We start from the raw sequence: 15,457 nt of genomic DNA, 5'->3' as shown, positions 1-15,457 counted from the left end.
CTGATTCAACCGTAGTAGCGGGCGACGAGCACGGGCAGCGTCACGAGGAGGGTGTAAAGCGCCGTGGCGAAGGAGAAGAGCAGGACGACTACCGAATCGATCGATCGCGCAGGATCGTCGCGGCCGGTCGGGATCGCCATCGCGAGCACGAGCGCGGGCAGGAGGAAGTAGCGCCCCTGGATGCCGTCGATGACGGGTGCATCGATCGGCGTCCACATCAGCAGCAGCATCAGTGGCACCATCAGGGCCGAGGCCGCGGCCATCACGAGCGCGACCGCAGGCGCAATGAGGCCGCGGCGCCAGTCGGCGACGGCCACGGACCAAGCGAAGGCGGACCCCAGCAGCATGCCCCAGGCCGCATAGGTCGCCGCGGGCAGCGCCGTGTCGAGCCATCCCAACACGCCGACGAAGGACCGGCCGTAGAACGCGGTCAGGTTGGGGGTGGTGACGGTCGCCCACAGCCGCTCGAGCATGCTCGCAGGATCGCGCGCATAGATCAGCAGCTTGTCCACGGTCGACAGCTCCGCCAGATGCGGGTGCTGGGTCGAAGCCAAGGCGATCATTACCCAGACGCCGACCACCAAGGCAGGCAGCAGGCCGAGGGCGATGCGGTGGGGCCGGAAGGGGCGCAGCATCAGCACCGGCAGCAGGAGCAGCGGGGCGAGGTGGATCCGGCATCCCACCACGGCAACCACCAGCAGGGCGACCCCGGCGATACGGCGCGCACTCGGCGCCGTGCCCGAACGCTCGCTCTCAAGCCAAAGCGACATGGCGAGGCAAGACGCGCCGATCGACAGGGCGTCGATGCCCGCGCCCGCCCACTGGAACACGGTCATCGGCATCAGCAGCAAGGCCATGGCGAAGGCGGAAGGCCGCCATCGCCGGAAAGCCGCGAACAAGAGGAGCGCAGCGACGACGCCGGAGGCAAGCCGGGCAAACCGGTAGCTGGCATCCACGCTTGCACCGGCCCGCTCCCCGAGCGCGAGGGCCACCGCCTGCGGCAGGTACACCAGCGGCAGGTAATAGCCGGTGCCCGGCGCCTCGGCGAACCGATGCGTGCCCTGCCACGCGACCTCCTGGGAGGCCAGCAGCCGTTCGCGGTCGATCCGCTGCTCGGCCTTGAATGGCAGCGATTCGAAATGGCCCATGTAGTCGACGAGGCCGTCGTCGACCCATCCGCCGGACACCTGACGCGACGAGGTCGTCAGCAGCCACTGCCCCTTGGACAGGAAATAGGCGCGCTCGACATGGTCGAACTCGTCCGGAGACTGGAAGGGCGGCGCGATCGCGCCCACCACCACCGCGCAGGCGAGGACGATCGCCGCCGGGATCAGGGCGGTAGAAAGTCCGCCTTCGCCATCCAAGCGGCCCGTTGCGAGCGCGGCAGGACGGCGCAGTCGCACATACCGAAGCACGAGGCCTGCGGCCAACAAGACCAGCATCGCCCATGCGACGATCCAATGGCGCTGCGCGCCGTGCTGGATGGCCACCCGGGCTACGGCAACCGAGGCGACTTCGGCCAGCACAGCGCCGTCGGCATCGAGGAAACGCAGGCTCAGCGGGCCCGGGGTCCCCGGCACTTCGAGGGCTATGCGGAATCGCCAGCCCGCCTCGAGCGCATCGGCACGACCGATGGCCTGTGCGACATCGGGGCGACGCACGGGATCGAGCTCGACGAGTGCCGAAACACCGGCGCCATCCACCTGGACGCGCGCGGCCTGACGAGCGGGATTTGCCGGAACCAACCAGCCCTCGCCTCGGAGCTCCCCGCGATCGGGATCGTGGACGAGGGTGTCGACCGCGAGCGGCGGATTGCTGGGGCTCGTCCTGGCCGCGCCAGGTGCCGACATCGCAGCGGCGAGCACCCAAAGCGCAAGCGCGATCCAGCGGACCGCAAGGGCAGAAATCCGTTCCATCCGCGGATTCTACCCGCTCACCGCGACGGGTCGCCCGGGCCCGGTGCGCCGCTAGGCCAGCAGGGGTACGCCGGTTTTTACCCGCACCTCGTCGTGCCCAACGCCCGGCGCCAGCTCGACGACGCGGCAGCCGCTCGGGCCGACATCGAACACGCCAAGCTCGGTGATGACGCGATTGACCACGCCGACGCCGGTCAGCGGCAGCGTGCAAGCGGGCACGATCTTGTGCTCGCCGCCCTTGGCTGTGTGCTCCATCAGCACGACCACACGCTTGACGCCAGCGACAAGGTCCATCGCACCGCCCATGCCCTTCACCATCTTGCCGGGCACCATCCAGTTGGCGAGATCGCCTTTGTCGGTGACCTGCATGGCGCCGAGGATGGCGAGGTCGATGTGGCCGCCGCGGATCATCGCGAAGCTGTCGTGGCTGCCGAAGAAGCTGGCGCCGGCGCGCGCCGTTACCGTCTGCTTGCCGGCGTTGATCAGGTCGGCGTCGACTTCGCTTTCCGTCGGAAACGGGCCGATGCCGAGCAGGCCATTCTCGCTCTGCAGCCACACGTCCATGCCCTCGGGAATGTGGTTGGCCACCAGCGTCGGCAGGCCGATGCCGAGGTTCACGTAGGCGCCGTCGGTGAGTTCCCGGGCGGCGCGCTGCGCCATCTCGTCGCGGGTCCAGGGCATGTCACTTCACTCCTTCGCGGGTCGTGCGCTGCTCGATGCGCTTCTCGGGCGTGGCGTTGACCACGATGCGGTCGACGTAGATGCCCGGCAGGTGCACGTGGTCCGGGTCGATCGCGCCGACCTCGACGAACTCTTCCACTTCCACCACGCAGACCTTGCCGGCCATCGCGCAGGCCGGGTTGAAGTTGCGCGAGGTCTTGCGGAACACGAGGTTGCCCGCCGTATCGGCCTTCCACGCCTTCACCAGCGAGACATCGGCGTGCAGCGCCGTCTCCATCACGTACCAGTGCTCGCCGAACTGCCGCGTCTCCTTGCCCTCGGCGACGATCGTGCCGTAGCCGGTGCGCACGTAGAACGCGGGGATGCCGGCGCCGCCGGCGCGCAAGCGCTCGGCCAGCGTGCCCTGCGGGTTGAACTCGAGTTCGAGTTCGCCGGCGAGGAACTGGCGTTCGAATTCCTTGTTCTCGCCCACGTAGCTGGAAATCATCTTGCGGATCTGCCGCGTGGCGAGCAGCTGGCCGAGGCCGAAGCCGTCGACGCCGGCGTTGTTCGAGATCGCGGTGAGGTTCTTCGCGCCCGAGTCGCGCAGCGCGGCGATCAGGGCTTCGGGGATGCCGCAAAGGCCAAAGCCGCCGACCGCGAGGGTCTGGCCGTCGGCGACGAGGCCTTGCAAGGCCTCGGCAGCGGAACTGTAGAGCTTGCTTCGGCGCGGGGTCTGCGCCGGATTCGGGGGCGTCATGGCATCAGCCTGTGGAACCAGAGACGCCAATGATACCGGCGCGCCACGGTGGCTTGGGCGCCCGCGGACTGGACGTTCGGGCTAGCGCCCGACCCACCGCCCACTCAGGGCGCCGTGCGTGGGGGCGACGCGAGCGCGAAGGGCGTCGAGGTGAGGCATAGGTTGACGTTGTAAGCGCGGTCGTCCGCGAGGCGCGCGCCCCAGCGCTGCAGCATGAAGTCGACCTCGGCCTTGAAGCGCGCCTGTTTCTCCGGGGTGTCCTCCTTGCCACGAGACGCCGACTCGTGGTGGTAGAGCTCCGCATGCGGTGTCCATAGGTTTGCGTGCCCCGACACATCGAGTCGTGGGCAGAAATCGATGTCGTTGAACGCGACAGCGAGCTGCTCGTCGAGCCCGCCCACCTCGTCCCACAGCACGCGGCGCACGACCAGGCAGGCAGCGGTAACGGCGCTCAGGCGCTGCACGAGGCGAGCGCGCCCCATATGGCCGCCGGTGCCGCGCGGCCAGCCGGCATAAAGGTGGCCGGCCACGCCGGAGAACCCCAGCAGCACCCCCGCGTGCTGGATGCTGTCGTCGGGGTAGTAGAGCATCGCGCCCACCGCACCGATGCCGGGCCGCAGCGCCTGCGCCACCATCTCCTCGAGCCAGCCGGGCGTGATCACTTCGATGTCGTTGTTCAACAGGCACAGGACCTCGCCCGTCGCGTGGCGCACGGCGAAGTTGTTGATCGCCGAGTAGTTGAACGGGTGCGGGTAGCGCAGCACCTTCACGCGGGGCTCTGAAGCCAGCGACTCGAAGTACGCCAGCGTCTCAGGCTCGACGCTGAGGTTGTCGACGACGAGGATCTCGAAGTCCGGATAGGTCGAACGCCGCAGCACGCTGTCCACGCACTGGCGCAGCAGGTCGACACGGTCGCGGGTCGGAATGACAAGGCTCACCCGCGGCGCCGGCGACGGCAGGGGTCGGCGCACCGCCAGGTGGCCGCCGGCGAGCACCTGCACCTCGGCCGAGATGCCCGTGCGCGCGAGGTGGTCGGCGACCGCGCGGCGGCCGGCGTCGACCACGTACGACTTCTCCGAGACGGCCAGCGCCGTCGAGCCTTCGATCGAACGCCAGTGGTAGAGCACGTGGGGCAGGTGAACGACGTTCGCCGCGCCACAGCGCTCGATGCAGCGCAAAGCGAGGTCCCAATCCTGCGAGCCCTCGTAGCCCTTGCGGAAACCACCGACCGCGCGCATCAGCTCGGTGCGGTAGACGCCGAGGTGGGACACGCAGTTCTGCCCAAGCAGAAGGTCGGGATCGAAGCGCGGCTTGAAGTAGGGCTCGTAGCGGCGGCCCTGCTCGTCGATCTTGTCTTCGTCGGAATACAGCACGCCCGCCGACGGATGGCGGGCGATCGCCTCGGCGACGTGCAGAAGGGCATCCGGGTGGAGCTCGTCGTCGTGATCCAGCAGGGCCACGAACTCGCCATCGACGAGGGCGAGCGCACTGTTCGAGGCCTCGGAGATGTGGCCGTTCTCCGCACGGCGGACCACGCGGATGCGCGGGTCCGATGCGGCGACTTCGGCAAGCACCCGGGCCACGTGTGGCGCCGGCGACGCGTCGTCGGCGATGCACAACTGCCAGTGCGGGTAGGACTGCGTGCGCACGCTCTCGATCGCCCGACGCAACCAGCACTCCGGCGGGTTGTAAACCGGCATCAGCACCGCGATCACCGGCCTCGCCGAAAGGCGCGCGCAGCGCTGCGCAGCCTCGCTCTTGCTCAACGGTGGAGCGAAGCGCCCGCACCAGGCCGTGTAGTCGTCCCGCCCGTCCACCTGCAGCGCCGAGTAACCTCGCAACAAGCGCTCGCCAGCGGCGCCCACCCTGCCCCTTGCCAAGTCGCGCACGGTCGCCATGGCGAGTCGGACTGCCATCCGGCGACCGCCGCGGGGCGAGCGAGCGATGTCGCGCAGCATGCCGACCATAGCCGCGGGGCGATGGCGACGGCGCAGGCTGAAGCCCGTGGCCACGAAGTGCGCCTCGACCGCGGTCGGGTCGAGCCGCAGCGCGCGGACCGCGTACTTGAAGCGCACCAGCACGTCGATCCAGCCGTCGGCATCCGGCGATCCCAGCGGGATGCGCTCCAGTTCGGTCATTCCGCCGCCGTAGTCGGGATAAAGGCAGGGCGCCAGAATGGCGCCCTCGCGCGCGACGAGGCGCAGCCGAAGCCGGTACCAGCCGCCGGTACAGGCGAAGGCGTGGCCGTTCCGAACAACGAGGAACTGCGGGTCGGCGCCTTCGGACGCCCACAGACCGTCATGCCCCTCCACTGCCTTCAAATGGGCCAGCGGCTGCAGCATCGGCATCACGGCGTGCCCTCGGGCGTCTCCACCTCGCCGCGCCAGCGCCGCCACCAGTACCGGAACGTCCGGCGCCGCGTCCAACCGAGGATTTCCGCGGACTGTTGCGCAAGGCGATCCAGAGCGTCCAGGACGACGGCCCTCTCTGCTTGCGCCGCCTGAGCATCAGCAGCGCGCCGCTCGGCAAGGTCCTCACTGAGCGCGCCGACCGCCCCGACGAGCACCTCGACACGCGCCTCGAGCTCGCGAAGGCGAGTCGCACCAGTGGCTTCCTGTTCGACCAAGGACCAGAGCAACTCGGGCAGTCCGCGGCCATGCAGGTCAAATCGGACGGACACGCTGGTTCCAGCCGGCGCCGTCGACCCGAGCCCGATCTCGATCCACGGGTCATCGTCGATGGCGACAAGCAGGAGTCCGCCAGCGGTCGGGCGCACGACGCCGTTGCAGGCGATGACGGCCGCCGGCAGGTCCGGCACGGGGACGCCGGCAACGACAAGCGCGGTGATCTCGAACACGCCCGCGCGGTCGTCCGGGTCGAGGCGCAGGCGATCCACGCTAATCCCGGGGCCGCCGGCCGTTGCGACAAAGCCGCCGTCGGCCTGCGCACGGGCGGCGCACGAACGGTCCTCGGAATGCGCCGCATCAAGGGCACGCCAATAGACGCGCGGATTCGGCGCCCGTGACGGCGCCTTGCCCCAGGCGTCGGCCAAGGCCAGTCCATTGCGGACTTCGCGGAGCAGGCGCAACGCGTCCTCGCGCTCGCGGCCCTCGCGCGCCCGGGCATCGAGCAGCGCGGCGCGCGCGCTCTCCGCATCCTCGAGCCAGCGAACCCGGAAGGCGTCGAATGCCGCTGCGATCACCGCGCCGTCGCCCGCCGTGCCCAAGCAGCCTTTGGCGAACGCGTAAACGCGCTCGGCGAAGCCCTCACCCTCCCCGCCTTCGGCACGCTGTCGGCGAAGCCGGGCCTCGACACCGGTGCCGCGCGCGAGATCCGGGCGCAGCACGTCGCCGAGCCCCAGCACGCCAAGCGCCGTGTCCAGCGTGGCGTCCGGCGCCTGCACCAGGTCCTCGAAATCGATGAAGACGCGGGGCGCCCCGCGGGTGGCGAGCTCAGCTTCCAACAGATGTTCAAGCCAAAGCCGGCCTGCGCGGTAGGCCGACATGCCGTCGCGGGCCTGCAGGGACGCCGCGACCTCGCGTGGATCACGCAGCACGATCAGGTAGGCGGGACGCAGGCCGGCCTCGGCCATGGCCTGCGACCATTCCGGCACCAGGCGGCAGGCGCGCGGGTCCTTGACGACGGCTGGGGTCGAACGCCCGCGCAGCGCGCAGAACACCTCGACCATCGCCGCCTGCGCTTCTGGAGCCACGATCGGGCGCGACAGCGGGCCGGGCTCGTCCCAGGCGGAGCCGACGGAGGCCAACAGGGCGTCGCTCGCCGCAACCAGGCGCGCGTCCTCGAAGTAGCCATTCGCGTTGTCCGAGGTCGAGGGCAAGAGGGCGTTGCCGGCGTTCGCGCCGCGCGCGACAAGGCCCCCTGCCACCGCCGATGTGCCACTGCGATGCATGCCAAGGACCACGAGGGCCGTGGGACGTTCCGTCGTATTCATGGTGCAGCTCCGATGGCGTACTCGCAGGCAGGCTCGAGCGCGAGGTCGAAGAAGCCAGAGCGCCGCGTGGGCGATCCGGCAGCTTCGATCCGGAACGCCAGCGCATCGACGATGCGATGGAGGTAGGTTTCGCCCTCGCCATCCAGCCACCCCACGCAGCCGGCATTGAGGAAGTAAGTGCCGGGCAGCAGCGAGGCACGGAACGGAAAGGCCACGTCGACGACGCTGCCTGCAGGCACGGCATCGACGCCTTCGCCGTGGGGGTGGGAATCGACACCGCAGAGTTCGACGCCGCTGGTGGACTTGATCAGCATGCCGAAATGCACAAAGCGCGCGGCCTGGTCGAAATGGACGCGGAAACGATAGCGGTAGCACTCGCCCGGGGCGAGCACGTTCACCGGCCGGCCTTCGGCATCGACCAGTTCGGGGGATTCGATGCGGGCGCCGCGCGATTCGTAATGCACGGTGCTTTCCGGCACGAGCCCAGGATCGAAGCGCGCGCTCTTTGCCGGGGCGGCAACGCCGCTGCCCGGCGCCGTCTCCCATTGGCCGGCGCGCAGCTCCGCCAGCAGCGCGGCGCGGCGCTCCGGGGCGCCGTACAGCACCTTCTGATACGCGGCGACGACGGCCTTGGGCGCGCCGATGGCGAGGACCTCGCCGGCATCGAGCAGTACGGCCCGATCGCAGAGCTGCACCACCGCCGCGGTGGCATGCGAGACGAACAGGATCGCGGCACCGCGCGCCTTCAACTGCTCAATGCGGGCGAAGCACTTGCGCTGGAACGCCTCGTCGCCGACGGCCAGCGCTTCGTCCACCACCAGCAGGTCGGGTTCCACCGCAACGGCCACCGCGAACGCGAGCCGAACGAACATGCCGCTGGAATAGGTGCGCACCGGCTCGTCGAGGTAGTCGCCGATGTCGGCGAAATCGACGATGGCCTGGAAATGCCGCTCGGTCTCGGCGCGGCTGAGGCCAAGCATCGAGGCGTTGAGGTAGACGTTCTCGCGCCCGCTGAACTCCGGATTGAAGCCCGCCCCGAGCTCGAGCAGGGCGGCGACGCGGCCCCGCACCTCGACGCTCCCCTCGGTGGGTTCCAGCGTGCCGCAGACCATCTGCAGGAGGGTGGACTTGCCCGAGCCGTTGCGCCCGAGCAGGCCAACGGTCTCGCCGGGCCGCACCTCGAGTTCGACGCCACGCAGGGCCCAATGCGCCTGCGAACGGCGCGGGCCGCCCAGCAACGCGAGGAGGCGCCGCGAGGGACTGGCGAAGCGCTCATAGCGCTTGCCCAGCCCGCGGACGCGGACCACCGGTTCAGAGGACATCGGCGAACCCCCGGCGCAAGCGCAGGAACAGCCCGGCACCAGCGATCGCCACGACAAGGCCGACGGCGCCCTGCACCGCCAACGCCGTCCAGTCAGGCATCGTGCCGGCGAGAGCCACGGCGCGTGCGGCATCAACGACCGGTGTCAGCGGATTGCCCTCGAACACGAAGCGCCAGGCCTCGGGCACGGCGTCGGGCGGGACGATCACCGAGGAGAGGAACATCGTCGCGGTGACCAGCGGCGGCACCACGTACTGCACGTCACGTACGTAGACACTCAACGACGCCAGCGCCCAGACGAGGCCGAGGCACAGCAGCACCATGGGCAGCAGCACGACGGGCAGCAGCAGCAGGGTGGGCGGCGGTGTGCGCCCCACGAGCAGCAGCATGCCGGCCAACACCAGCGCGTTGGCGAGGAAATGGAACACCGCCGAGGCCAGCACCGGCCAGGCCAGCAGCTCGACCGGGAAAACCACCTTCTTGACGTAACTGGCGTTCGCGGTGATGAGCGTGCAGGCCTTGCCGAGGCACTCGGCGAGCACGCCATGCACCATCAGTCCGACGAACAGGATGATGGCGAAGCCCGCCGTGCCTTCGGCGCCGGGCCAGCGCGAGCCCAGGACTTCGCCGAACGCCAGCGTCAGCACCCCCAGCATCAGGAAAGGCTGGAGCAGCGCCCACAGCACGCCGAACGAGGCCCCGCGATAGCGCCCCACGATCTCGCGCTTGCTGAGCTCCCACGCCAGGGAGCGCTCCCGCGCCCCGAGGGGCAACAGCGAGGCCGCGGCCCTGCTCACCCGAGCGCCCGCTCCAGCTCGGCCCGCAGGTCCGCGAGATCTTCCACGCCGACCGACAGCCGCACCAGGTTGTCGGTCACGCCCAGCGCCGCGCGGCGCTCGGCCGGCACGCTCGCGTGGGTCATCACCGCCGGATGGTTGGCGAGGCTCTCGACGCCGCCAAGGCTCTCGGCGCAGGCGAACAGCTCGGTGCGCTCCATGAAGCGTTTGGCGGCTTCGAAGCCACCCTTCAGCCACACGCTGACCATGCCGCCCGGACCCTTCATCTGGCGCTGGGCCAGCGCGTACTGCGGGTGCGCCTTCAGGCCCGGGTAGGCCACGCGCTCCACGGCCGGGTGGTGCTCGAGGAACTCCGCGATGGCCTGCGCGTTCTCGCAGTGCGCCTTCATGCGCAGGTGCAGGGTCTTGAGGCCGCGGAGTGCCAGGAAGCTGTCGAACGGACCCTGCACGGCGCCGACGGCGTTCTGAAGGAAGGTCATCTGTTCGGCGAGGTCGGTGCGCTCGCCGACGATGGCGAGGCCGCCGACGATGTCGCTGTGGCCGTTGATGTACTTCGTGGCCGAGTGCATGACGATGTCGGCGCCGAGCTCGATCGGGCGCTGCAGCGCCGGCGAACAGAAGGTGTTGTCCACGACGACGATCAGGCCGCGCTTCTTCGCGCGCTCGGCCACCGCGGCGATGTCGACCAGCTTCAGCGTCGGGTTGGTCGGCGTCTCGATCCAGACCATCCGCGTGTTCGGGCGGATCGCCGCCTCGAAAGCGTCGAGATCCGACAGGTCGACCCACGAGAAATCGAGGCCGGCGCTGCGCCGGCGCACGCGCTCGAACAGGCGGTAGGTGCCGCCATAGACGTCGTCCATCGCCACCACGTGGCTGCCGGAATCGAGCAACTCGAGGATGGTCGAGGTGGCCGCGAGGCCCGACGCGAAGGCGTAGCCGTTCTTGCCGCCTTCCAGAGCCGCGACGCAGCGCTCGTAGGCGAAGCGCGTCGGGTTGTGGCTGCGCGAGTACTCGTAGCCCTGGTGCACGCCGGGGCTTTCCTGCACGTAGGTCGAGGTGGCGTAGATCGGCACCATCACCGCGCCCGTGCTCGGGTCGGGGCTCTGGCCGGCGTGGATGGCTTTCGTGCCGAAGCCGTAATTCATGTCACTCATGGCAGTCCTCGCGTGGGGCGCGCGTCGCGCGGCCTCACTGCACCTTGCGGCGCAGGTAGTTCAGGAAATCGATGCGGGTGATCAGGCCGAGGAACTTCGGCCCGTCCATCACGATGGCGACGTGCCCGCGTTCGAACACGCCCATCAGGCTGTTGATCGGCGAGCGCATGTCGACGAGTTCCAACTTGGTGACCATCGCGGTGGACACCGGGTCGCGGAAGCGCGCCTCGTCGGCATGCACGTGCATCAGCACGTCGCTCTCGTCGAGGATGCCGACGATCCGCTCGTTCTCGATCACCGGCAGCTGCGAAACGTCGTACAGCTTCATGCGCTGGTAGGCGACGGTGAGCAGGTCGTTCGGGCTGACCACGATGGTGTCGCGCGCCGCATAGGGGCGCAGGATCAGGTCGCGCAGGTCGCCGTGCTGAGGGCGGTCGAGGAAGCCCTGGTCAAGCATCCAGTAGTCGTTGTACATCTTCGACAGGTACTTGTTGCCCGTGTCGCAGACGAACACGACCACCTTCTTCGGCGTGGTCTGCTCGCGGCAGTAGCGCAGCGCCGCGGCCAGCAGCGTGCCCGACGACGACCCGCCCAGCACGCCCTCCTTCGCCAGCAGCTCGCGGCCGGCGAGCATGCTGTCCTTGTCGGAGACGGCGTAGGCCTTCTTGACGCGGGTGAAGTCGGAGATGTCCGGCAGGAAATCCTCGCCGATGCCTTCCACCAGCCAGCTGCCCGACTTGGTGTCGAGGATGCCCTCGTTGATGTACTTGGTGAGGATCGAGCCCACCGGATCGGCCAGCACCAGCTCGACGTGCGGCGCGGTCTTCGCGAAGTAGCGCGAGAGGCCGGTCATGGTGCCGGAGCTGCCGCAGCCGAAGACAATGGCGTCCATCCCGCCGGCATCCTGCATCTGTTCCCAGATCTCGGGGCCGGTCACCGTCTCGTGCGTGAGCGGGTTGTCCGGGTTGCCGAACTGGTTGATGAAGTACGCGCCCGGCGTGTCGGCGGCGATCTTCGCGGCGAGGTCCTGATAGTAATCAGGGTGGCCCTTGGCCACGTCGGAGCGCGTCAGGATCACCTCCGCGCCCATGGCCTTGAGGTTGAAGATCTTCTCGCGGCTCATCTTGTCGGGCACCACCAGCACAAGGCGGTAGCCCTTCTGCTGCGCGGCGAGCGCCAGACCGATGCCGGTGTTGCCGGCCGTGCCTTCGACGAGGGTGGCGCCGGGCTTGATCTTTCCGGCTTTCTCGGCAGCCTCGATCATCGTCACGCCGATGCGGTCCTTGACCGAGCCGCCGGGGTTCATGCACTCGAGCTTCAGGTAGAGCTCGCAGAGGCCGGTGTCGAGCTTCTGCGCCTTGACGATGGGCGTCTTGCCGACGAGTTCGAGGACGCTCTGGTGGACGGGCATGGCAAGGCGCGGTCGAAAGGGTGGCGGATTGTAACAGTCGGCCTAGGCGCCCTTGCCGGCGACCTCGGGCGCGGCTGGCCGTTGCCGAGGCCAGCGCACACGCTGCAAGGGGCGCTCCACGAGCCGCCAGGAGGCCCACGAAACCAGTACCGTCAGCACGGCGAACACCGCCAACGCCGGCGCGCCCGCCAGCCCCATCGGGCCCGTGACGGCCGCCAGCACCGGCATGTGCCAGAGGTAGGCACTGAAGCTCACCCAGCCCAGCCAGCGCAACGGCCGCCATTCGAACGGCCTCCGCAGCCGCGCCGGCCCATGAACGACGGCCAGCAGCAGGGCCGACCACGCGACGGCGAAAAAGGCGAACCAGCGATGATTGAGATCGGCCTGGAACGCACCCCCGCTGATCACGGCCGCCACGGCCGGCACCGTGGCCACGAAGGCCAGTAGGGCCAGAAGGCCGAGCCACCCAAAGGCCCTCTTGGCCCGCGGCGTCGACGTCGCCTGACGCACCGAGAACAGGGCGGCCAGCCCTCCGGCGAAGAACAGCACTAGGTAGGGGCCGAGCCGCACATCGTTCACGAGTGACGCTGCCGGGGGCCAGAGGATCATCGCCGCCACGCCGGCCGACGTCGCCAGTGCCGAAGCGAGAAGCAGGCCACCGGCCCGCTGGGCTGCGGCCAAAGCCCATGCGACCAGAGGCAAGCAGAGGTAGTAGTGGAACTCCACCGGGATGCTCCACAACACGCTGGTGCCTTCCTGCAACGTGAGGTGGCGCAGCAGCGCGACGGCATCCATCGGGTACGGCCACCAAGGCACCACTGCCGTGGCGCTGATCACCGCGCTGGCCAGCAGCACCACGAGGTAGAGCGGCCAGATCCTCAACACCCGACGCAAGGCGTAATCCGCCCAACTCGCGCCCCGCCGCCAGTTCGCCGCAGGCCACTGCAGCAGCAGTCGCGTCAGCAAAAAGGCACTCAGCACGAAGAAGAGGTAAACGCCGCTCTTGCCGATGCCGGAGAGGCTGAGGCCGGGCAGGACCGGCAGGCCGGCGTTGGCTAGGTGGGACAACAGCACGATGCCCACGGCCAGGCCGCGCAGGCCATCGAGGGCGGGCAGGGGTTCGCCTCGGTTCGAATCGGTCATCACGCGCGCAATGGTGGCCTTCAGCCGGCCCCGCATTGGACACTATGGGCTTCGAAAACGCACGGACGTCCCCGATGGAACGAACCACCCGCCCCCTGCCCTCCAGACTCGCACAGGCCCTCGACGCGCTTCGCCGCGGCGACGTGGCCACCGTGGAGTCTTTGTGCCGCCAGGTGCTCGCCGACACCCCAGGGGAATTCCGCGCAGCCAGCATGCTCGGCGCCATCCTCACCGACACCGGTCGGGCCGACCAAGCGCTGCCCTTCCTTGAGCAGGCCGCCCAGCACGAGTTGCTGGCGCGCTACAACCTCGGCATCGCCTACTACGCGGTCGGGCGACTCGAGGATGCAGTCGCTTGTTTCGAAGCCGCCTTGCGCGCGAACCCCGACTGGGTTGATGCCCGGAACAATCTGGGCACAACCCTGCTCGACCTCGGCTTCGCCCCGCCCGCGGTCGACGTGCTGCGCGAGTGCCTTCAGCGCCCCGGTCTCACTCCCGAGATCTTCAGCAATCTGCTGATGGCCATGCAGTACCTGCCCGAGGTGACGCGCGACGAGCTGGCCACCCTGCACCGGCGATATGGCGAGGCGCTCGCCGCTGCGCATCCGCCCATGGCGCCTGCGCCGGGCCGCGAGGCTGGCCCCCTACGCGTGGGCCTCGTCTCCGGCGACCTGCGCCATCATCCGGTGGGATTGCTGCTGGAAGGCCTTTTGCCGGCCCTCCGCGCCCGCGGATGGTGGCTCTCTGCCTACAGCAGCCGACCGGGTCTGCCGGGCGACCCCGTCCCGGGGCGCCTTCAGGCTCAGGTGGACCAGTGGGTGGACATCAGCGGGATCGATGACACCACCGCCGCCCGACGGGTGCGCGAGGACTGCATCGATGTGCTGATCGACCTCTCCGGCCACACCGGCCATCAGCGCCTCGGCTTGTTCGCGCGCAAGCCGGCACCGACGCAACTGAGCTGGCTTGGCTACGGCGACAGCACAGGCCTCGCCACCATCGACGCAGTGGTCAGCGACGCTGTTTCGACGCCGCCCGGTGTCGAAGTCGAATACGTGGAATCGCTGCTGCGCCTGCCCTTTCCGCGACTGCCCTTCACCGCGCCGACCGACGCGCCCGCAGTGTCCGACCTGCCTTACGCGAGCGATGCGCCTTTCACCTTCGGCTGCTTCAACACCATCGCCAAGCTCAACCCGCGCGTCATCGCCACCTGGGCGCGCATCCTCCGCACCGCACCGGAGAGCCGCCTGCTGATGAAGGGCCGCCAGTTCGACCACGCAGCGCCGCGCGAGGCGATTATCGCGGCCTTCACCCAACAGGGTATTGCTGCCGAACGCCTGATGCTGGAGGGCTACACGCGCCGCGCCGACTACTACGCGGCCTTCCACCGCGTCGACGTCGCCCTTGACCCCTTCCCCTTCAACGGCGGCATGTCCACGCTCGACGCCCTTTGGATGGGCGTGCCCGTGCTGAGCCTCGCCGGCGAGGGCACGTGGGCGAGGCAGGGCGCAATGATCCTCGGCGCCCTGGGCCTCGACGACTGGCTGGCCCCCGACCTCGAGGCCTACGTGGCCAAGGCCGTGGATGCCACGAGTTCGACGGCCGAGCTGCGCAAGCTGCGCCGCAGCCTCCGCAAGCGCCTTAGTGACGCGGCGTTCGCCAAACCCGAAACTTTCGCTGGAGCGTTCTGCACGGCGGTCGAAACCTTTCACCGGCGCCTTGCCGAAAACGAGATCCGAAGGGCCTGACGATCCGGCAGCCATCACCGCGATTCGACCGCGAACCTCGGGCCGAGATCATCGTGCTGCTTTGGAATGTGGCCTTGGCCTTGGCCTTGGAGTGAAGCATCACAGACTTGGCGCAAGTTGAGGGCCCGGCGCTTTCGGATGGCGCTCTAGGGGATCATCGGCAGGAGCGGATGCCATGTCGGAGGCTAGCCCAGCGAGCACTGCTGAGCGGGGAGCTGCTCCGTTGATTCGCTCAATTCAGGTGATTTGGCTACGCTTTAAGCTCAGCCTTCCGCCTACGCCTATCGCATGTCAGAGCGCCGCATCCTGTACGTTGCAGAGCCCTTCGTTTTTCCTTCAGGCGGCATCTCGGTCATTTACCAGCATGCGGCAACGCTTGCCAAGAATGGATTTCGGGCATCGGTCGCCTTGACCACTCGACCAGAGCGTGACTTCTACGGAATCGACGTCCCAATTGTCAACGCCGATCGAAATCTGACCCACTTTGCGTGGTTGTCGCCGATTGAAAACTGACCCACCTCGGGACTTCAGTTGGCTCCCCGTGCCTTGATGGCCCCAGCTCGCCGCTTGTCCTTCAACCGATAGCTCTCCCCCG

At 68.8% G+C, this 15,457-nt stretch carries 12 protein-coding genes; 2 read left to right on the top strand and 10 right to left on the bottom strand.

From position 1 onward, the window contains the following. Positions 1 to 5: 5 nt before the first annotated feature. The 10 genes from O9280_RS09035 to O9280_RS08990 all read right to left on the bottom strand — a co-directional run bounded on the left by O9280_RS09035 (position 6) and on the right by O9280_RS08990 (position 13,114). Positions 6 to 1,916: a DUF2142 domain-containing protein gene (locus tag O9280_RS09035; RefSeq protein WP_298341397.1), complete on the bottom strand. Its 1,911-nt coding sequence runs from the start codon at positions 1,914 to 1,916 to the stop codon at positions 6 to 8. Positions 1,917 to 1,967: 51 nt separating this feature from the next. Next, entirely contained in the window at positions 1,968 to 2,597 is a 630-nt protein-coding gene (locus O9280_RS09030) for a CoA transferase subunit B (RefSeq protein WP_298341394.1), read from the bottom strand. 1 nt (position 2,598) lies between these two features. Further along, positions 2,599 to 3,336, bottom strand: a complete 738-nt coding sequence (locus tag O9280_RS09025; protein WP_298341391.1) for a CoA transferase subunit A — start codon at positions 3,334 to 3,336, stop codon at positions 2,599 to 2,601. A 104-nt stretch (positions 3,337 to 3,440) separates the two neighbouring features. After that, the gene (locus tag O9280_RS09020) at positions 3,441 to 5,684 is read right to left on the bottom strand and encodes a glycosyltransferase family 2 protein (RefSeq protein WP_298341388.1); all 2,244 of its coding nucleotides are present in this window, start codon (positions 5,682 to 5,684) and stop codon (positions 3,441 to 3,443) included. Further along, positions 5,684 to 7,288 (bottom strand): hypothetical protein, encoded by a 1,605-nt coding sequence (locus O9280_RS09015; protein WP_298341384.1) that lies wholly within the window; start codon positions 7,286 to 7,288, stop codon positions 5,684 to 5,686. Before O9280_RS09015 ends, O9280_RS09020 begins: the two co-directional genes overlap by 1 nt. Further along, on the bottom strand, positions 7,285 to 8,610 hold the full coding sequence (locus O9280_RS09010; protein ID WP_298341382.1) for an ABC transporter ATP-binding protein: 1,326 nt from the start codon (positions 8,608 to 8,610) through the stop codon (positions 7,285 to 7,287). Before O9280_RS09010 ends, O9280_RS09015 begins: the two co-directional genes overlap by 4 nt. Continuing rightward, on the bottom strand, positions 8,600 to 9,406 hold the full coding sequence (locus O9280_RS09005; RefSeq protein ID WP_298341379.1) for an ABC transporter permease: 807 nt from the start codon (positions 9,404 to 9,406) through the stop codon (positions 8,600 to 8,602). Before O9280_RS09005 ends, O9280_RS09010 begins: the two co-directional genes overlap by 11 nt. Then, a complete protein-coding gene (locus O9280_RS09000; RefSeq protein WP_298341376.1) occupies positions 9,403 to 10,560 on the bottom strand; it encodes a cystathionine gamma-synthase in 1,158 nt (385 codons plus the stop codon). The genes O9280_RS09005 and O9280_RS09000 overlap by 4 nt, the downstream gene beginning before the upstream one ends. A gap of 34 nt (positions 10,561 to 10,594) precedes the next feature. Continuing rightward, positions 10,595 to 11,971, bottom strand: coding sequence for a pyridoxal-phosphate dependent enzyme (locus O9280_RS08995; RefSeq protein ID WP_298341373.1), 1,377 nt, complete (start codon positions 11,969 to 11,971; stop codon positions 10,595 to 10,597). 42 nt (positions 11,972 to 12,013) lie between these two features. Continuing rightward, a complete protein-coding gene (locus O9280_RS08990) occupies positions 12,014 to 13,114 on the bottom strand; it encodes an acyltransferase (RefSeq protein WP_298341370.1) in 1,101 nt (366 codons plus the stop codon). A gap of 74 nt (positions 13,115 to 13,188) precedes the next feature. Here O9280_RS08990 and O9280_RS08985 point away from each other — a divergent pair, with 74 nt between their 5' ends. Together O9280_RS08985 and O9280_RS08980 are read left to right on the top strand one after the other, a co-directional pair. Continuing rightward, on the top strand, positions 13,189 to 14,862 hold the full coding sequence (locus O9280_RS08985; protein ID WP_298341367.1) for a tetratricopeptide repeat protein: 1,674 nt from the start codon (positions 13,189 to 13,191) through the stop codon (positions 14,860 to 14,862). 288 nt (positions 14,863 to 15,150) lie between these two features. After that, positions 15,151 to 15,375 carry a hypothetical protein gene (locus O9280_RS08980; RefSeq protein WP_298341364.1) on the top strand — a complete coding sequence of 75 codons (225 nt, stop codon included), beginning with the start codon at positions 15,151 to 15,153 and terminating at the stop codon, positions 15,373 to 15,375. Positions 15,376 to 15,457: the final 82 nt, after the last annotated feature.

Source organism: Silanimonas sp., assembly GCF_027531545.1.
GTDB lineage: Bacteria > Pseudomonadota > Gammaproteobacteria > Xanthomonadales > Xanthomonadaceae > Silanimonas.
The sequence above is the reverse complement of the archived record's forward strand: the minus strand, read 5'-3'. Positions and strand labels throughout refer to the sequence as shown.